Genomic DNA, 17,738 nt, shown 5'->3' with positions numbered 1-17,738 from the left:
ATACTATGCAAAAGAGACGAATACACAACAAAACTAGACGCTACCTACAATATTCCATGCCAGCCGGTGGATTCACTACCTCTAGTAAATCATCTGTAGTAAACTAAAAAAGCGTTATAGATGATTTAGTAAACGCTGAATCTTCGCGCAAAATATCAAGTGCGTTACCCTGTTTGCAGCCAACAGAGGTGCGCTTAAGTGATATCAATTGGTGCGTTAAATGACGATTTAACGGAGCAAGGACTCGCATGAATTTATCAACGGTTTACTGCAGAACCAGCAAGGGCGCAAGGGCTTTGTCTTTAAAAAACAAAGTGCTACCGCCTAGCCACATCCAGGTACTCACCAAAACCGATAGTAAACTCGATGCCAAGTCTGTGATGCAAGCCATAGGCAAACTCACAGAATATCAATACACCCAAATCCTGATTCAGCTCATCAATGATGGCTTCATCATTGCAAAAAGCGATTTTGACGAGACTGCCTTTTTTGCCTCCAATACCATAAACCCCATGGTAGTGGAGGAACTGCAAACCAAGCAATTTTTCGACACCAGTTTTGGCAGTGCGATTACAAGATCCGCTAGCCCAACACCTGTGGCTACCTTGCACAAATCCAATCAAAAACAAGATGGCAAAGCACGTGCGCAAGCAGAGCTTGATGAAGAAGCCGAAAACATTGCTCAAGTACAAGCAGCCATTGAGACTAAATTAAGACTAGAAGCAGAAGCGCAGGCCAAAGCAGAAGCTGAGGCGAAAGCCAAGGCAGAAGCTGAGGCGAAAGCTAGAGCAGAGGCAGAAGCACAGGCCAAAGCAGAAGCTGAGGCGAAAGCCAGAGCAGAAGTAGAAGCGCAGGCCAAGGCAGAAGCGGAGGCGAAAGCTAGAGCAGAAGCGGAAGCACAGGCCAAAGCAGAAGCGGAGGCGAAAGCTAGAGCAGAAGCGGAAGCACAGGCCAAAGCAGAAGCGGAGGCGAAAGCTAGAGCAGAAGCGGAAGCACAGGCCAAAGCAGAAGCGGAGGTGAAAGCCAGAGCAGAAGCGGAGGCGAAAGCCAAGGCAGAAGCTGAGGCGAAAGCCAGAGCAGAAGCGGAGGCGAAAGCCAGAGCAGAAGTAGAAGCGCAGGCCAAGGCAGAAGCGGAGGCGAAAGCCAGAGCAGAAGCGGAAGCACAGGCTAAGGCAGAAGCGGAGGCGAAAGCTAGAGCAGAAGCGGAAGCACAGGCCAAAGCAGAAGCGGAGGTGAAAGCCAAAGCAGAAGCGGAGGTGAAAGCCAGAGCAGAAGCGGAGGCGAAAGCCAAGGCAGAAGCTGAGGCGAAAGCCAGAGCAGAAGCGGAGGCGAAAGCCAGAGCAGAAGCTGAGGCGAAAGCCAGAGCAGAAGCGGAGGCGAAAGCCAGAGTAGAAGCGGAAGCACAGGCTAAGGCAGAAGCTGAGGCGAAAGCCAAGGCAGAAGCGGAGGCGCAGGCCAGAGCAGAAGCTGAGGCGAAAGCCAGAGCAGAAGCGGAGGCGAAAGCCAGAGTAGAAGCGGAAGCGCAGGCCAGAGCAGAAGCTGAGGCGAAAGCCAAGGCGGAGATAGAAGCCGTTTTACAAAAACATCAGCAAAAAAAGGCGGCATCATCTAAGTCAACACCACCCGAGCCAACACCGCTAAAAGTAAAGCAGCATATTGACATAGATGAAGAAGCATTTGGCGATACATTTGCGCCAGGAGCCTATGATGATTATAGACATGTATCTGCGGACGCTTTCGATACAATTGCGAGTGCAAACCCGGCACCTAATGTGCCTAAATTCAAACTCCCTTCATTTAACTTCTCTTTACTCAAAGCATTTAGTTTTGGCCTACATTATACGGTCACATTTGTCACACAATGGCTGGTACCTGCAGGCTTAACTATCGCGGGCTTAGTGCTTGTGTTGGCGCTACTCACTTATCTGCCGATTGTGGTGAGCCCTTGGCTGAGCAACGTAGAGCAACTGGCAAGCAATCATATTGGCGAGCGTGTCAAGATTCATCAAATGCACACTGCGCTATTGCCTAGCCCACACTTAGTACTCGAACATATAGATGTCGGCAACGTATCGGATGTCCAAGTACAATCAGCCAAGATTTTTCCTACTTGGGCAATGCTGACGACAGACGCGCGTCCCATTGAGAAAATTGAGTTGAAAGGTATGCTAATCACACCAGCGCAAGCCAAGCGTAGCGCACAATGGCTGATGCATGGACAATCGAAAATGCAATGGCAAACACAACAGTTTGAGCTACGTGATATCACGATTCAGTTGGCGCAATCCAAGCTACCCAGTTTTGATGCTAGCTTGCAATTCAATCCTAGTGGTCAACTGAGCCATGCGGAAATGATGTTTGATGAGCAACGCACACAGATTGTACTGTCTGCACAGGCGAATGATTACGCGATTACGATGCAAGCAAAAAAACTGACATTACCAATGGGTGCACCGATCGTTATTAGCAATCTGAAAGCAGAGGGCACTGCCAACCATGACGCCATTCATTTCAGCACAATTCAAGGCTTTGCCTACAACGGCACCCTGACAGGGGCACTTACATTAGATTGGTTAAACGGTTGGCAGACCTCTGGCAAAATTAATGTACACAATGCGGATTTGGACAGCTTAATGCCTGCCTTTAGCACGGTGAGCGCCAAAGGCAATGTAGATGCGGACATTGATATCTCTGCGAATGCTGTGGACATTGAACATCTCTTCGACCAACCGAATCTACAGGGTCAGTTCAATATTTCACAAGGCGAGATTGGCTGGATAGACATCATGCGCGCAATCCAAGTAGCTAAAAAGAATGCCGCGATTAATGGTACTACCCGATTCGATTCGCTGAGTGGTCGGCTTTTTACAAAAAATCGACAATTGACAGTTGATCAACTTGCGCTTAAATCCGGAAACATGAAAGCTTCAGGCGCATTAACCGTGACAGAAAGCCAACAGCTCAAAGGTAGTATTCGTGTCAACTTAAGTACAGCCTCACGTCAAATTAAATCCACTCTCGTGCTCACTGGCACGGCAGATCACCCGCAAACGAAATAACAATCTTGAGAAAAGAAAAAACCCGCATGCAGATGCAATGCGGGTTTTGCATAACAGCAATAGCCGACTGAATCGCCAGCTATTTGTTGTGTTACTTCGTCACCTTAATCGGCACATAAAGCGTGCTCTCGCCACGCAATACCAGAATAGCAACTGTCTTGCCTGCTGGTACAGCATTAATCTGTTTATTAAACAAATCAACGCTTTGGCTTTCACTGTTGTTTAGGCCTAGCACGACGTCACCACGACGAATGCCTGCCTGCGCTGCAATCCCAGTACTTTCAATGACTAGCAAACCATTTTTGCCATTGAGCTTTTTCTTTTGCTGTGGCGTGAGCTCTTTCAACGTCAATCCAATTTTATTGGCCTCTGCTTTTGGCGCTGCTTTACTGGGCGCACTCGCCTCGGCAGGATCGATCGGCATTTCGCCCACACTGACATTCAGAGTTTTAGCCGCGCCCTTACGCACCACTTCTACCGGCACAGATTTACCCGGTTTTGTACTACCCACTACGCGAGGTAAGTCACTAGAGGTCACAATCGGTTTGCTATCAAACTTAGTGATGACATCTCCAGCTTCTAAACCACTTTTGTCCGCAGGCCCACCCTTCTCCACCCCCGCTACCAAAGCACCATTGGTATTTTTCATGCCAAAGGATTCAGCCAACTCCTTGGTGAGCTCTTGAATAGCAATCCCCAGCCAGCCACGTGTGATTTTGCCACTGGCTTTTAATTGGTTGGAAATATCAATCGCCACGTCAATCGGGATACTGAATGACAAACCCATAGACCCACCACTGCGGCTATAAATCTGTGAGTTGATACCCACTACTTCGCCACGCAAATTAAACAATGGGCCGCCAGAGTTACCTGGATTAATCGCCACATCGGTTTGAATAAACGGCACAAAGTTTTCTTGTGGCAATGCGCGCCCTTTTGCACTGACAATCCCAGCCGTCATGGTGTTTTCCAAACCAAAAGGTGAGCCAATCGCCGCCACCCATTCACCGACTTTCAGTGCGTTGGGGTCACCCACAGTCACTTTAGGCAAATTGGTCGCCTCGATTTTAATCAATGCCACATCAGTGCGCTTATCCGCACCAATGATTTTGGCTTTGAACTCACGCTTGTCTGACAGCTTGACTAACACTTCGTCCGCTTCGCTCACCACATGTGCGTTCGTTAAAATATAGCCATCCTGGCTAATAATAAAACCTGAACCCAACGATTGAGTTTTAAATTCTTGTCCACCCGGCGCTTGTCCTTGGCCTGGCGGCATGCCTGGGATACCAAAACGCTTGAAGAACTCTTGAATATTTTCATCATCCGGCATACCTGGAAAAGGCGCCATACCATTGGTATGCGCAACTGAGGTGATGCTAATATTGACCACTGCAGGGCCTTGCTTCTCAGCCAGTTCGGTAAAGTCTGGCAAATCTTTTGCATAAACGGGCAACGCATTGACTGCAATTGCAATCGTTAACAACGTGCTAGAAATCCATTGTTTTAACATCTAAATTTCCTTCTATCCTCAAGGTTAATTAAGTTGATTGGCAAATGTAATTGGCCTGTCATCATCTGCCAATCTTAGAATGACAGGCTGTTGCAACACAAAATACTGATGTGTTGCCGTAAACCCTTTCACCCACAACAGTCCTAGCACTAACCCAATCAAGGCTGCTAGCATGGTGATGCCATTTGAATCAGTCCATTGCATGATCAATATGGAGGCAATCAGCATGGTCACAAGTGGCAATATATATAAAAGCAAAGCACCCCATAACAGCGCGCGTTCATTGATGCCAACGATAACGCTTTGCCCTACTGATGCATGAATGCTGTTATTCGCTTTAAATGCTGTTGAGCGATGTGCAAACAATTTTCCCCATATGGCATTACCACAGCCGCGGGTTTGACCACATAATCCGCAAGCAGTTTTACGCTCAATTTCTAAAGTAGCAATCGAGGATGTATCAGCGGGAGAGGAGTTAGACTCTAGCGAGAGAATGACAGCGCGTTCTTCTATCATGATGTACTCAACAACAATTATTTATTGGCAGTGGTGGTAGGTTGCTTGTTAAAGCTGATGGCTTTTGCAATTTGCTGCACGGTTTGTGCTGGCACTTCGCCCACCACAATCACTTGATAGCCATCTATCACATGCGCACAAATATTGGTCGACCCCACTACTTTGTGACCTGTTTTGGCACGCATGCCCTTTTTAAGGGGTTCGATAAAGACAGAAACCGAGGCAATACCATCTGAAAAAATGACTTGATTCACAATGCCTGACTTGCCGGGCACAATATGCTCAATATGATCTATCTTACGATATCCGGGCGGTAAATTCGCCACTACCCAATTGTTGGAGACATGGTTAACCGTGGTCTCGTCTTCCATTACATACTGTTTGGATAAGTCGATTTTGGGTTGAAACCAATCTAATTCATGCGTATTGAGCATGCTCAGCTGCGTAAAGCCTATCTGCTCAATCGCACGGTTTTGATTATCCAGCAGCGTCATTTTCAACAGCAAACCAAATTCGGCATCAGACCATATTCGATACGAATAGCGAAAGTTATCATTGGGCACCAAATCAATGATTTGTGCATCGCGCCCGGCAATCCGTTCTATAGCGCCAAGTTTTGCGATATAGCTAGATTTAATCACATCTAGATTAGTGGGCAACATGGCTGGAAATAAATTTTGACCGCGGCGCTTTTCAATCACCACTTTGTTATTTTTTGCATTAAAAATGACAATATCACTGCCTTCACTAAATACTTCACGTGGCTGACCATCCAGCACCACATTACGGGTCAGTTCGCGTCCGGCATTGTTCATGTGGGTGATTTGTACTGAGCGTATTTGATTACCGTTTTGATAGACAAATACGCCTTGATAGTTAAGTTCGCGCGCTGCAAAAGCGGTTTTCTGTAACGCTAACCAAGGGTCTTCGGAGGCCTGAATATTAAGGCTCGCGCAGCACAAGCCGCAAGCCAACATCCATCTAAGCATTATTAACGTTGCTCCGTATATGAGGCGCTTTGAATATAGTACGCGGCACTGTTAGGCGCATACGTTTGGTGCGCAGCTAAGTATTCACTGGGCATACTTTCTGCAATTTCAATTGGATTGACCAGTGTCTGTTCCGCCTTTTGTTGTTGCAACAACATGAGTCCGACAAACATCACCGCCGTGACGGATGCAGCAACTGACCAAAATGCAGTCTTCTTAAAAAATGGTTGCTTGGTATCCGTACGCGATGCCTTCACCATGGCTGGCGCAATCACAGTAGGCTCTTCGTCCAGTGCCTCCAGAATTCGGCCGGCCACGTTACGATGCAACACAACATCCCCGCGCATCACATCGCCAATCATATGGTACTCGTTCCACGCGCGTCGTAGCTCACCATCGGACTTTGCAACAATCAAAAGATGATCCGCGTTATGCGTATCAAATTCGCCGTCAATCAAGGCTGATAACTGTTCTTTCATACTAACCCCGTACTTCTATCTTTATCATATTCAACAAAATTACCAACGTTTGTGCTCAGGTGTATCTAACAACGGACGCAATTTTAATGCAATGGTCTCGCGTGCTCTAAAAATACGTGAGCGCACAGTACCAATTGGGCATTGCATAATCGAGGCAATGTCTTCGTAACTTAGCCCTTCCAGCTCGCGCAAAGTAATCGCCGTACGTAACTCATCTGGCAAATTGGCAATCGTATCATTCACTGTTTGCGCAATCTCTTTGGTCATCAACGCTGTTTCCGGCGTGTCCATGGTGCGCATTTCAATGCCTTCGTCAAAATTTTCTACATCTTCAATTTCAACGTCTTGCATCACTTGCGGCTTGCGGCCCATGGAGACCAAATAGTTTTTAGCCGTGTTGATGCCAATACGGTACAACCAAGTATAAAACGCGCTATCGCCCCTAAAGTTGTGCAAAGCGCGGTAGGCCTTAATAAAAGACTCTTGCACCACGTCTTCCACTTCCGCTTGATCGCGAATCATGCGTGAAAGTAACCGGCCTAATTTACGATGGTATTTTTCCACCAACAAGCCGAATGCTCTTTTATCGCCTTGCTGTGCACGTAAGACCAACACTTGGTCTAACTCTCGATTCTCAGCGCTTGGGTTTTGCACTGGCTTTTCCGCCATAGCGGCGTCGCTCCCGTTTGTGGTTTTTTTGTAGCCAGTAGTATACGCCTTCGCGGGGCTTTCCACGAAGCCTGATCGGGTTAATTCCTCAATTTTACCTGTTTGTAGCATTTTCTCTTCCCCTATCTTATTTACACATGATTTAACATGCATCGCTAGCTCTTATGTAGAGACACAGTTAAACTTCCAATAGTTCACTAAAATTAAGATGTATGAATAATCAATTTGATGTCCTGATTATCGGGAGCGGCCTTGCCGGATTAACATTGGCATTGAAAATTGCCGATAGCAAAAAGGTGTGTTTAGTCAGCAAGCGTGAGATTACCGACAGTGCCAGTAGTTGGGCGCAAGGCGGTATCGCTGCAGTATTAAATAGTGAAGACTCCATTGAAGCGCACATCGAAGACACCTTGATTGCCGGCGCCGGATTGTGTGACCAAGCAGTGACACGCATGGTGGCAGAAAAAGGCCGTGAAACCATTGAGTGGCTTATCCAGCAAGGCGTGCACTTTACGCGCGAATCTGATGATAGCGGCTACCACCTGACACGCGAAGGCGGCCACAGTCATCGACGTATTTTTCATGTAGCCGATGCCACTGGCAACGCCGTACAAAAAACACTGACGGAACGTATCCGTGAGCACGCCAATATTACGCTGTTAGAAAATCATATTGCTGTCGATTTAATCACCACTAAAAAGCTAGGGCTAGCTGCCTCGAGCAACCGGTGCTTAGGTGCTTATGTGTTAGACAACGATACCGGCAAAGTCATTACCATTGCAGCACAGCACACCGCGCTGGCTACCGGCGGTGCCGGCAAAGTGTATTTATATACCACTAACCCTGACGTCAGCACTGGCGATGGCATTGCCATGGCGTGGCGTGCAGGCTGTCGAGTGGCCAATATGGAGTTTATTCAATTCCACCCTACCTGCTTGTACCATCCACACGCCAAATCCTTTTTGATTTCTGAAGTAGTACGCGGCGAAGGCGGCCAACTTAAATTGCCGGATGGCACCCGGTTTATGCCTGCACATGATGCGCGTGAAGAGTTAGCCCCGCGCGATGTGGTCGCGCGCGCCATTGACTTTGAGATGAAAAAACGTGGCTTGGATTGTGTCTATCTAGACATTTCACACCAGCCAGCCGAGTTTATTCAGAGCCACTTCCCCACTATTTACAAACGCTGTCTGGAGCTAGGTATCGACATCACGCAACAGCCGATTCCCGTTGTGCCGGCTGCGCATTATAGCTGTGGTGGCGTGATGACAGATGCGCATGGTCGTACTGATATTGACTGCTTATACGCCATTGGCGAAACCGCCTGTACCGGCCTGCATGGTGCAAACCGCCTAGCCAGCAATTCATTGTTGGAGTGCTTGGTATTTAGCCAAGCAGCAGCCAACCATATCATGCAGAACGCACAACAGGTATTCATGCCATTACCGGCATGGGATGAAAGCCGTGTGACAGATGCGGATGAAGAGGTCTTGATTACGCACACTTGGAACGAGTTACGCCGGTTTATGTGGAACTATGTAGGCATTGTGCGCACCAACAAACGCCTAAGCCGTGCCTTGCACCGTATTTATATGCTACGAGACGAAGTGCACGAGTTCTATAGTAACTTTAGAATCAGCAACGATTTAATTGAGCTACGCAACTTGTTACAAGTTGCCGAACTCATTGTATTGAGCGCAATTGAGCGCCACGAAAGCCGCGGTCTGCATTACAGCAAAGATTATCCAGAGTTACTCGCTGAGGCAGTCCCCACCGTGCTCGAACCGGCAGCAGATTATAGCTTGCTGGATAGCACGCACGGCCATCCAACCACGGCGGCTCATTTACATTAACTAGCATGGCGGCATTTATTCGGTTTACGATTCTCCTAGCTATTGGATGGCTATTTAGTTTCAGCGTAGCCGCTTGGGCAACGCCAGTCATTAAGCAAGTGTACGATGGCGATACGGTCAAAATCCAAGACGGTGATCGTCTATACAAACTCAGAATTACCGATATCGACGCGCCAGAGCGCAACCAGAAATATGGCAAGCAAGCCAGACGCGCGCTCATCAAGCTATGCAAACATGCAGACATTTCGGTACAACTTACCGGCATAGATAAATACCAGCGTGACCTTGGTTATTTATCCTGTAACAATATCCCGGTGAGTGAATTTATGATTACGGAAGGACATGCTTGGTTTAATGCGCGTTACTCCAGCAACCTCTATTTACAAACCACCGAAGAAGATGCGCGCCATGCGCGGCGCGGGCTTTGGAAGCAAAAACGACCTATACCTCCTTGGGTGTGGCGACAAAAACATACGCGCAACTAAAGCACTTTTAGCGCAAATAGATTAAAATCCTTTTATATTTCAATATCATTTATTATCAGTTAGGAAAATCCATGCAAGTTGCCATGAATACAGTTGTTACCATGACCTATGAACTTAAAAACAGCGATGGCCAAGTGCTCGAATCTAGTACCGATCCTGTTGCTTATTTACATGGTGGCTACGACAACATTTTCCCAAAAGTGGAAGAAGCCATGCATGGTAAAAACATTGGTGACACAGTTGAAGTAAGCCTAGAGCCAGTGGATGCATTTGGCGAATATGATGAAGCACTAGTACAAATTGAACCTGCCGCTGCTTTCCCAAGCAAAGATTTAAAAGTTGGGATGCAGTTTGAAGGCGAAGACGAAACCGGTGATGTGATTTTATATACAATCACTGAAATTGCTGACGGCAAAGTAGTGGTAGATGGCAATCATCCATGGGCAGGTGAGCGCTTGTTATTTACGGCTAAAATCACTGCAGTCAGGGCAGCCAACCAAGAAGAAGTATCACATCAACACGTACATGGCGCAGGTGGACATCACCATTAATCGCTAGGGTTTTTTAACCTTGAATCGCTTTCACCAGCTATTACAGCACACGCTGCGCAATTTGATTGCCACGTGTTGCTGTCATGGTTTTTTCTTATGTGCAACCTTCATATTGTGCATACAACTGAGCCATGCCAGCCTAGAACCAGTCAAAAATCATTTAGGTACACCGGCGCTCTCCAAAGAGCATATCAGCGCCCCGCTCAGCAACACCGCGACCGAAAAAAACATCCAAATCGCGGCTCCCCATATTGCAAACCCAAAACTGAGCTTATCGACGCATATGTCGAGCAGCACGTTGCCTGAGGCGCCTGTTACTGCTCCTGTAGCGGAACGTGACGAATTACATATCGTCGCACGCGCACAACCTTCTCAAAACCGTTCAGACTTAGGCGCAGCCAATGCAAACAACAGCAAAGAGGAGGTGCTTGCGGAGGTAAAAGCGGAAGATGCTAAAGCGGAAAAAATCTATAAACAAGAGAACAACTATTTACTGGCATTAGCCCTGATTTTACTTACGGCCGGCTTGATTGCATTTGCCTTGTTTTTTAAGTGGAAATAGCGCCGTACTCCACAGCACTACTCGGCTAATGGAATTTCAGCCTGCGTAAACTCTTCAAACGGTGGCAACTCTGCCAACGATCTCAGGTTTAAATCATCCAAAAAAAATTTTGTCGTGGCATACAGCGATGGACGTCCAGGCACCTCACGCTGCCCAACGACATCAATCCATTCGCGCTCTTGTAGTTGACGAATCACGTTTGGGTTGACCGCAACACCGCGAATCTGCTCAATGTCACCGCGTGTTACCGGCTGACGATACGCAATAATGGCCAATGTTTCCATCACCGCGCGTGAGTATTTAGGCTGCCGATCAGGATTCAAGCGTGCAATGTATTCACTGTATTGTGCTTTGGCTTGAAAGCGATACCCACTTGCAACCTGCACTAAATCTAAGGTTTTATCTGCCCAATCTTGCTTGAGCTCATCCAGCAACATACGCAGCGTAGTGCGCTCCATTTTGCCTGCAAACAATTTCAGTAAGTCGTCCAGACTTAATGGCAAACCCGCTGTCAGCAAGGCAGCTTCTAGCACTTGCTTCATTTCTTGAATATTATTCAGCTCTTTCATTCAAGTGCGCCTATTCAACTGTTATTGAGTGCAATTGTAAATAAATGGGGCTAAATGCGGCTTGTTGCGTAATGCGTATCAACCCTTCTTTGGCCAGCTCTAATATAGCCAGAAAATGCACGACCAATTTAGGCAATGCGGCATCATCCATCACAAACAGCGCCGAAAACTCTACCATTTTCTCAGCATTCAAACGGCGCAAAATCTGGCTCATATGCTCGCGCACGGAAAGCTCGGCACGCCCCAATTTATGATGCTGATTCAGCTTTGCGCGCTTCAATACGTTTTTCCAAGCATCCAATAGGTCATCCAAACTAACTTCCGGCGGCTTTACTTGGCTAATGTGCTGATAGTAAGCTGAAGCCACCTGAATCTCCGCGCCCACCATCGGCATAGCATCTAAACGCTGCGCTGCCAGTTTAATCGCTTCGTATTCCATCAATCTACGTACCAACTCTGCACGCGGATCGTCTTCTTCTGCCACTTCTGTAGGTTTAGGCAAGAGCATGCGTGACTTAATCTCAATCAACATGGCCGACATCAATAAATAGTCTGCTGCCAACTCTAGCTTGATGACTTTCATTTTGTCTACATAGCCCATATATTGCACGGTCAATTGTGCCATCGGGATATCCAGAATATCTAGATTATGCTTGCGAATCAGGTACAGCAATAAATCCAGCGGGCCTTCAAAAGTCTCCAAATAGACTTCCAGTGCATCCGGCGGGATATATAAATCCTGAGGCAACGCATTCAGCGTTTCTCCGTTGATTTTGGCATGAATCGACGCTTCTATCATGCGTACAATCTAGCTGTAATTCAAACCCATGACGTCGCGTACTTCACGCATGGTTTCGCGTGCTAATTTACGTGCTTTTTCGCAGCCTTCAGCGACGATATTTTTGACCAATGTTGGGTCTTCGGCATATTCAGCTGCACGCTCTTGAATTGGCTTCAACTCATTGACCACACCATCAATCACTGGTTGCTTGCATTCAATACAACCTATGGATGCCGATTTACAGCCTTGCTGTACCCACTCTTTCACTTTGTCATCCGAATAGACTTCATGCAATTGCCATACCGGACATTTAGCGGGATCACCCGGATCTGTACGGCGAATACGGGCCGGATCTGTCGGCATGGTTTTGATTTTCTTGGCAACCACATCAATCGGCTCGCGCAATGAAATGGTGTTGTTGTAAGACTTGGACATTTTTTGACCATCCAAACCAAACATTTTAGAAGCCGGGGTTAGCTTGTAATCAGGCTCCACCAAGATAATCTTGCCACCGCCCTCTAAGTAGCCCAGCAAGCGCTCTTTATCGCCCATGCTCATGCCTTGTTGCTCTTCAATCATGGCGCGCGCCGATTCCAACGCTTCCTCATCGCCGCTTTCTTGATAGGCGGCACGCATTTCCTCATACAAGGCGGCACGCTTAGAGCCTAACTTCTTAATAGCTGCTTCTGCTTTTTCTTCAAAGCCTTTTTCACGCCCATAAATATGGTTAAACCGTCTGGCAATTTCGCGCGTCAGCTCAATATGCGGCACTTGGTCTTCACCTACCGGCACTTGCGTGGCTTTGTAAATCAAAATATCTGCGCTTTGCAGCAGGGGGTACCCTAAAAAACCATAGGTCGATAAGTCTTTGTTACTCAGTTTTTCTTGCTGATCTTTATAGGTGGGTACGCGCTCCAGCCAGCTGAGCGGCGTCATCATAGAGAGCAAGGTATATAACTCTGCATGCTCAGGCACACGCGACTGAATAAAAATGGTGGCATTGGCCGGATCGACCCCTGCCGCCAACCAATCAATCACCATGTCCCAAACGCTTTCTTCAATCACTTCCGGTGTGTCGTAATGCGTGGTGAGTGCATGCCAATCGGCTACAAAAAATAAGCACTCATGCTCGTGTTGCAGACGTAACCAATTTTTAAGTACGCCATGATAATGCCCCAAATGCAACTGCCCTGTAGGGCGCATGCCAGATAAAACGCGTTCGACCGCCATAGTGATTCAAACCCAAAGAAAATTAAATTCTGAAAATAAAGCCAATTATAAATTATGCTTATTTAATTACACATGCTTTTATACATGATTAAAGCGACAACCACACCTATGCGACTACATAAATATCATATAAATAAGTCGTTCAAATAAGTGAATGATGGGCGAAATAATTTTGCCCAAAATACCGGTGAACATCAGCACAATCAAAATAATAAAGCCGTATTGTTCTAAACGTGCCAATTGAATCGCCATCGGCGTAGGCAGCAAGCTCACTGCAATACGTCCGCCGTCTAAAGGCGGCATCGGCAGCAAATTCAACACCATCAGCACTAAGTTAATCGAGATACCCGCCAAGCTCATTTCCGCTAAAAAATTGATGGCCGTATTGGGCGCATAATTAGCATAACTCAGTAGTAATGCCCAAAAAATCGCCATGACGAAATTTGAGGCCGGGCCTGCTGCTGCCACCCAAAACATGTCTTTTTTTGGATTGCGTAAATTAGCAAAGTTAACAGGTACCGGCTTAGCCCAGCCAAATAATATACCGCCAAGCATCACCGTCAACGCAGGCAAGATAATGGTGCCAAATGGATCGATATGTTTAAGTGGATTCAGGCTAATCCTGCCCATTCTTTCGGCTGTTAGATCGCCAAAATATTTGGCAGCGTAACCATGTGCCGCCTCATGCACCGTAATGGCAAATAAGATAGGTAGCGCGTATACGGCAATTTTTTGTACAACGGTCAGTTCCAAGTGTTGATATCCCTAATTAATCTATAAACCAAGCGTACTCATATCCCCAGTACGTCGATGGTGCCTATACCTTGCCTGATCACTTCCGGCGATGCACCAGTTAAATCCACCACAGTAGTCTCACCCGCCTGCGCCAGGCTTGAGTCAATCACCAAATCCAATTGATGTTCCAATTGCTCACGGATTTCCCAGGCAATATTCAACGGCGCATCATCGCCAGGCAACTGCAAGGTCATGCTGAGTAAGGGCGCATCCAATGCTTCAAGCAGCGCTTGTGTCACCGCATGCTCCGGCACACGTAGCCCAATCGTACTGCGTTTAGCATGCAAAAGACGGCGCGGCACTTCACGGCTGGCCTCTAAAATAAAGGTATAAGGGCCCGGCGTATTGGCTTTGAGCAATCTGAATTGCGCATTATCCACTTTGGCGTAGGTGCTTAACTCACTTAGATTGCGGCACATTAATGTAAACAAATGGCTATCATCCACGCCACGAATGCTGCGAATCTTGGTTTGCGCCTCTTTAAAGCCAAGCGCGCAACCCAAGGCATAGCTTGAGTCGGTGGGATAAGCAATCACACCGCCGTTTTGCAAAATATCCACCGCTTGTTTCACCAAGCGTGGTTGTGGATTTTCTGCATGAATCACAAAATACTGGGCCATAAGGATTGCGTGTAAGAATATCCGCCAAGCACTTGCCGCTAAGCGTTAAGTAATCGCGCCTCTTCCCAATCTTGCCAAACCGGCACACAACCATGCGGCAAATCAGGCAGGTAGCCCATTTCCATATAAGACAAGCCCGGACCATGATAATCCGAACCTTGCGAGGCTTTTAAACTAAAACGATGGGCAATTTTTGCAAACTGATCATATTGCGGCGGCGTGTGGCTGCCAGTGACGACTTCAATCGCGTCGCCGCCATATCCTCTGAACTCATGCATGAGCAAGTGCATGTTCACAAACCCTAAGTCATAGCGACCTGGATGTGCAATCACTGCAAAACCTCCACTTTGTTTGATGAGCGTGACAGCCTCTTCTAAACTCATCCATTGATGTTCTACAAAGCCGGGCTTACCTTTGACTAGATATTTTTTAAATACAGTTTTTACATTTTTTGCGTGACCCGCTTGCACCAAAAACTGTGCAAAATGGCTGCGCGTCATAATGCTTTGTTTGGCAAAGGATTTTGCGCCTTCGTAAGCATCGGCAATCCCCACTTTTGCCAAACCTGCTGCAATTTCTCGAGCACGCCCATCGCGTGCATCACGCACGCCTGCCAGCGCATTTTTAAGGGCCGGATTATCCGCATCCACCTTTAAACCAACGATATGCAAGGTACGGCGCTTCCAAGTCACGGAGATTTCCACGCCATTCACAAAGGCGATGCCATAGCGTTTGGCCGCTTCTCTGGCAATGGCCAAGCCACCTAAATCATCATGGTCGGTTAAGCCAAGCACTTTAACCCCGCGCGCAGCGGCGTGCGCTACCAACTCTTCTGGTGGAAGCAAGCCATCCGAAATGGTTGAATGGCAATGCAAATCAATTAATGCGGCCATAATCTCATAAGTATTTTGCAATCAAGCAGAAATCATAGCAAAATACAGGGATTACCGATAGCGCAACCAAAGTTGAGCCCCATCCAATATCAACGTATTTTGAAGTGTATTCATGAAAATTTTTTTTGATTTACTCCCCGTCATTTTGTTTTTTGTGGCTTATAAGCTGTTTGATATCTATGTCGCCACCGCAGTCGCCATCGGCACCACCATCGCGCTTATTTTGTGGAGCAAACTAGTATTCAAAACCGTAGATAAAGCGCTTCTCATCAACGGCGCGATCATTTCCATACTCGGCGGCATCACTTTATTGCTGCATGACAAGACCTATATTATGTGGAAACCCACCGCGCTTTATTGGATAGGCGCTTTGGTCTTGTTTGTTTCGAATCAGTTTTTTAACAAAAACTTGATTCAACAAATGATGCACAAAGTATTAAACCCACCAGCCACTGTTTGGCACAAACTCAATTGGGTGTGGATTCTGTTTTTGGTGGTATTAGGCATACTTAATTTATATGTTGCGTTTCACTTTACCGAAAATGCTTGGGTCAATTTCAAACTCTTCGGCGTCACCTCACTGATGTTTGCTTTTATGATTGGTCAAACCTTGGTGCTGAAAGCCTATTTGGTTAACCCGAATCATGAAGACCCAAATCAGAAAGATGGAGAGTAATATGTGGTACGCAATTGTGGCTGAGGACACCCCCAACAGCCTGGATAAACGCTTAAAAGCCAGGCCAGCGCATTTAGCACGGCTCACCGAATTACAAAATACCGGTCGTCTGCTATTGGCCGGCCCTTTTCCCGCTATTGATAGCATTGACCCGGGACCCGCGGGTTACACCGGCAGCTTAATCATTGCAGAGTTCGATGATATAGAAGCAGCACAAGCATGGGCTGATGCGGATCCTTTTGTCACAGAACAGGTCTATGCCAGTGTTAAAGTATCACCTTTTAGAAAAACGCTGCCATAAACCATGCACCTGATAGAAGAAATCAAATCCAGATTGAACAATTTGGAACCCAGCCTACTCGAACTTACTGACCAAAGCGATTTGCACAAAGGACATGCTGGAAATACGGGGGGTGGACACTTTCAACTAAAAATCGTAAGCTCCCACTTTTCGAATCAATCACAGATCGTGCGTCACAGAATGGTGTATCAAGCAATCAATGATTTAATTCCGCATAAAATTCATGCAATTAGCATACTTGCAATTTCACCAAGCGACCCCATAACAACAATGTCTAACTAATCAAGACTTTACTTTTACCCTGAGGACCTCTCATGAACATCAAACACATTTTAGTTACCACTGCCGCACTTTCCACGCTAGCACTGGCACTACCAACACTGGCTGCGGACCCTGCAACGGTCAACGGCAAACCCATCAAACAAGCATGGGTAGATTACATATTAAAAGATGCGGAAGCACGTGGCCAAAAACCAAATGACAACATGAAGAATGCAGTCATTAACGAGCTAGTAGGTTCTGAGCTGGCTTACCAAGAAGCGCAAAAACTAGGCATTGATAAACAAGCTGACTTTATTGCTAACGAAGAACTGGCGCGTCGTAAATTGCTAGTAAATGCTTTTCTTGCTGACTTTATGAAGAAAAATCCTGTGTCTGAAGCCGAGAAAAAAGAAGCCTACGAGCAATACAAAAAAGAGTTGGGTGATAAAGAATATAACGCACGTCATATCTTGGTGAAAACAGAAGCCGAAGCCAATGATGTGTTAGCACAACTTAAAAAAGGTACGGATTTTGCCAAATTAGCCAAAGAGAAATCACTGGACCCTGGCTCTAAAGAAAAAGGTGGCGATTTAGGTTGGTTCTCTCCAGCAGGCATGGTGAAACCATTCAGCGATGCAGTGATTGCACTTAAAAAAGGTGAGTTGACAACAGCGCCAGTACAAACACAATTTGGCTGGCACGTAATTAAAATGGTGGACACCCGCGCAACACAAGTGCCACCGTACGACAAAGTAAAAGAAGGTTTAGAGCGTACTTTGCAACAACGTAAGCTGGAAAAAATGATGCTGGGTCTTAAAGACAAAGCAAAAATTGAAGTGGCTGGCGCTAGCACTGGTGCGAAAAAATAAAACCCGTACTACAGCACTTACCATCAAAAAAGCCTGCACCTGCAGGCTTTTTTATTTTCCGTACCCC

Annotated in this window: 20 protein-coding genes; 9 read left to right on the top strand and 11 right to left on the bottom strand. The window is 46.7% G+C overall.

The window, feature by feature from the left end; genetic code table 11:
* The first annotated feature begins 248 nt into the window (after positions 1–248).
* Positions 249–3,059, top strand: a complete 2,811-nt coding sequence (locus FG11_RS13630; RefSeq protein WP_200884554.1) for an AsmA-like C-terminal region-containing protein — start codon at positions 249–251, stop codon at positions 3,057–3,059.
* Positions 3,060–3,150: 91 nt separating this feature from the next.
* Here the strand turns inward: FG11_RS13630 and FG11_RS02475 are convergent, their stop codons facing one another.
* From FG11_RS02475 to rpoE, 5 genes are read right to left on the bottom strand one after another with little or no spacing between them, the layout of a single operon-like run.
* Positions 3,151–4,572 carry a DegQ family serine endoprotease gene (locus FG11_RS02475; RefSeq protein ID WP_020184066.1) on the bottom strand — a complete coding sequence of 474 codons (1,422 nt, stop codon included), beginning with the start codon at positions 4,570–4,572 and terminating at the stop codon, positions 3,151–3,153.
* A gap of 24 nt (positions 4,573–4,596) precedes the next feature.
* Entirely contained in the window at positions 4,597–5,088 is a 492-nt protein-coding gene (locus FG11_RS02470) for a SoxR reducing system RseC family protein (RefSeq protein ID WP_047532918.1), read from the bottom strand.
* Between the two features lie 17 nt (positions 5,089–5,105).
* A complete protein-coding gene (locus FG11_RS02465; RefSeq protein WP_047532910.1) occupies positions 5,106–6,077 on the bottom strand; it encodes a MucB/RseB C-terminal domain-containing protein in 972 nt (323 codons plus the stop codon).
* A gap of 2 nt (positions 6,078–6,079) precedes the next feature.
* The gene (locus tag FG11_RS02460; RefSeq protein WP_020184063.1) at positions 6,080–6,556 is read right to left on the bottom strand and encodes a sigma-E factor negative regulatory protein; all 477 of its coding nucleotides are present in this window, start codon (positions 6,554–6,556) and stop codon (positions 6,080–6,082) included.
* Between the two features lie 39 nt (positions 6,557–6,595).
* A complete protein-coding gene (rpoE, locus tag FG11_RS02455; protein ID WP_081623312.1) occupies positions 6,596–7,225 on the bottom strand; it encodes an RNA polymerase sigma factor RpoE in 630 nt (209 codons plus the stop codon).
* Between the two features lie 212 nt (positions 7,226–7,437).
* Between rpoE and nadB the strand changes: the two genes are divergently transcribed.
* The 4 genes from nadB to FG11_RS02435 all read left to right on the top strand — a co-directional run bounded on the left by nadB (position 7,438) and on the right by FG11_RS02435 (position 10,676).
* Complete coding sequence (gene nadB, locus FG11_RS02450) at positions 7,438–9,078, top strand: L-aspartate oxidase (protein ID WP_025223925.1); 1,641 nt, start codon at positions 7,438–7,440, stop codon at positions 9,076–9,078.
* Between the two features lie 5 nt (positions 9,079–9,083).
* The gene (locus FG11_RS02445; protein WP_025223924.1) at positions 9,084–9,563 is read left to right on the top strand and encodes a thermonuclease family protein; all 480 of its coding nucleotides are present in this window, start codon (positions 9,084–9,086) and stop codon (positions 9,561–9,563) included.
* Between the two features lie 71 nt (positions 9,564–9,634).
* Positions 9,635–10,114, top strand: coding sequence for an FKBP-type peptidyl-prolyl cis-trans isomerase (locus FG11_RS02440; protein WP_020184059.1), 480 nt, complete (start codon positions 9,635–9,637; stop codon positions 10,112–10,114).
* A 112-nt stretch (positions 10,115–10,226) separates the two neighbouring features.
* Complete coding sequence (locus FG11_RS02435; RefSeq protein WP_152604034.1) at positions 10,227–10,676, top strand: hypothetical protein; 450 nt, start codon at positions 10,227–10,229, stop codon at positions 10,674–10,676.
* A 17-nt stretch (positions 10,677–10,693) separates the two neighbouring features.
* Here FG11_RS02435 and scpB read toward each other — a convergent pair whose 3' ends face one another.
* From scpB to FG11_RS02405, 6 genes are all read right to left on the bottom strand, one after another.
* Positions 10,694–11,245: an SMC-Scp complex subunit ScpB gene (gene scpB, locus FG11_RS02430; protein WP_020184057.1), complete on the bottom strand. Its 552-nt coding sequence runs from the start codon at positions 11,243–11,245 to the stop codon at positions 10,694–10,696.
* Between the two features lie 10 nt (positions 11,246–11,255).
* The gene (locus FG11_RS02425) at positions 11,256–12,044 is read right to left on the bottom strand and encodes a segregation and condensation protein A (protein WP_025223922.1); all 789 of its coding nucleotides are present in this window, start codon (positions 12,042–12,044) and stop codon (positions 11,256–11,258) included.
* Positions 12,045–12,053: 9 nt separating this feature from the next.
* Positions 12,054–13,256 (bottom strand): tryptophan--tRNA ligase, encoded by a 1,203-nt coding sequence (locus tag FG11_RS02420; protein WP_047532907.1) that lies wholly within the window; start codon positions 13,254–13,256, stop codon positions 12,054–12,056.
* A 114-nt stretch (positions 13,257–13,370) separates the two neighbouring features.
* Entirely contained in the window at positions 13,371–14,009 is a 639-nt protein-coding gene (locus FG11_RS02415; protein ID WP_020184054.1) for a site-2 protease family protein, read from the bottom strand.
* A gap of 38 nt (positions 14,010–14,047) precedes the next feature.
* Positions 14,048–14,671, bottom strand: coding sequence for an L-threonylcarbamoyladenylate synthase (locus FG11_RS02410; RefSeq protein WP_025223921.1), 624 nt, complete (start codon positions 14,669–14,671; stop codon positions 14,048–14,050).
* A gap of 38 nt (positions 14,672–14,709) precedes the next feature.
* A complete protein-coding gene (locus FG11_RS02405) occupies positions 14,710–15,564 on the bottom strand; it encodes a 3',5'-nucleoside bisphosphate phosphatase (RefSeq protein ID WP_025223920.1) in 855 nt (284 codons plus the stop codon).
* Between the two features lie 112 nt (positions 15,565–15,676).
* Between FG11_RS02405 and FG11_RS02400 the strand changes: the two genes are divergently transcribed.
* The 4 genes from FG11_RS02400 to FG11_RS02390 are packed head-to-tail and all read left to right on the top strand — an operon-like array spanning position 15,677 to position 17,671.
* Complete coding sequence (locus FG11_RS02400; protein ID WP_020184051.1) at positions 15,677–16,240, top strand: septation protein A; 564 nt, start codon at positions 15,677–15,679, stop codon at positions 16,238–16,240.
* 1 nt (position 16,241) lies between these two features.
* Positions 16,242–16,541: a YciI family protein gene (locus tag FG11_RS02395; protein WP_020184050.1), complete on the top strand. Its 300-nt coding sequence runs from the start codon at positions 16,242–16,244 to the stop codon at positions 16,539–16,541.
* A gap of 3 nt (positions 16,542–16,544) precedes the next feature.
* The gene (locus FG11_RS13385; RefSeq protein ID WP_081623283.1) at positions 16,545–16,823 is read left to right on the top strand and encodes a BolA family protein; all 279 of its coding nucleotides are present in this window, start codon (positions 16,545–16,547) and stop codon (positions 16,821–16,823) included.
* A 32-nt stretch (positions 16,824–16,855) separates the two neighbouring features.
* A complete protein-coding gene (locus FG11_RS02390) occupies positions 16,856–17,671 on the top strand; it encodes a peptidylprolyl isomerase (protein ID WP_025223919.1) in 816 nt (271 codons plus the stop codon).
* Positions 17,672–17,738: the final 67 nt, after the last annotated feature.

The organism is Methylotenera sp. N17, assembly GCF_000799155.1.
In the GTDB taxonomy this organism is placed as follows: domain Bacteria; phylum Pseudomonadota; class Gammaproteobacteria; order Burkholderiales; family Methylophilaceae; genus Methylophilus.
The sequence above is the reverse complement of the archived record's forward strand: the minus strand, read 5'-3'. Positions and strand labels throughout refer to the sequence as shown.

Excerpts from the sequence above, each read along its gene's own strand:
- nadB (WP_025223925.1), top strand. The coding sequence starts at position 7,438 with ATGAATAATCAATTTGATGTCCTGATTATCGGGAGCGGCCTTGCCGGA.
- FG11_RS02445 (WP_025223924.1), top strand. The coding sequence starts at position 9,084 with ATGGCGGCATTTATTCGGTTTACGATTCTCCTAGCTATTGGATGGCTA.
- rpoE (WP_081623312.1), bottom strand. The coding sequence starts at position 7,225 with ATGGCGGAAAAGCCAGTGCAAAACCCAAGCGCTGAGAATCGAGAGTTA.
- FG11_RS02395 (WP_020184050.1), top strand. The coding sequence starts at position 16,242 with ATGTGGTACGCAATTGTGGCTGAGGACACCCCCAACAGCCTGGATAAA.
- FG11_RS02405 (WP_025223920.1), bottom strand. The coding sequence starts at position 15,564 with ATGGCCGCATTAATTGATTTGCATTGCCATTCAACCATTTCGGATGGC.
- FG11_RS02425 (WP_025223922.1), bottom strand. The coding sequence starts at position 12,044 with ATGATAGAAGCGTCGATTCATGCCAAAATCAACGGAGAAACGCTGAAT.
- FG11_RS02465 (WP_047532910.1), bottom strand. The coding sequence starts at position 6,077 with ATGCTTAGATGGATGTTGGCTTGCGGCTTGTGCTGCGCGAGCCTTAAT.
- FG11_RS13630 (WP_200884554.1), top strand. The coding sequence starts at position 249 with ATGAATTTATCAACGGTTTACTGCAGAACCAGCAAGGGCGCAAGGGCT.
- FG11_RS13385 (WP_081623283.1), top strand. The coding sequence starts at position 16,545 with ATGCACCTGATAGAAGAAATCAAATCCAGATTGAACAATTTGGAACCC.
- FG11_RS02420 (WP_047532907.1), bottom strand. The coding sequence starts at position 13,256 with ATGGCGGTCGAACGCGTTTTATCTGGCATGCGCCCTACAGGGCAGTTG.
- FG11_RS02410 (WP_025223921.1), bottom strand. The coding sequence starts at position 14,671 with ATGGCCCAGTATTTTGTGATTCATGCAGAAAATCCACAACCACGCTTG.
- FG11_RS02460 (WP_020184063.1), bottom strand. The coding sequence starts at position 6,556 with ATGAAAGAACAGTTATCAGCCTTGATTGACGGCGAATTTGATACGCAT.
- FG11_RS02475 (WP_020184066.1), bottom strand. The coding sequence starts at position 4,572 with ATGTTAAAACAATGGATTTCTAGCACGTTGTTAACGATTGCAATTGCA.
- scpB (WP_020184057.1), bottom strand. The coding sequence starts at position 11,245 with ATGAAAGAGCTGAATAATATTCAAGAAATGAAGCAAGTGCTAGAAGCT.
- FG11_RS02390 (WP_025223919.1), top strand. The coding sequence starts at position 16,856 with ATGAACATCAAACACATTTTAGTTACCACTGCCGCACTTTCCACGCTA.
- FG11_RS02400 (WP_020184051.1), top strand. The coding sequence starts at position 15,677 with ATGAAAATTTTTTTTGATTTACTCCCCGTCATTTTGTTTTTTGTGGCT.
- FG11_RS02440 (WP_020184059.1), top strand. The coding sequence starts at position 9,635 with ATGCAAGTTGCCATGAATACAGTTGTTACCATGACCTATGAACTTAAA.
- FG11_RS02470 (WP_047532918.1), bottom strand. The coding sequence starts at position 5,088 with ATGATAGAAGAACGCGCTGTCATTCTCTCGCTAGAGTCTAACTCCTCT.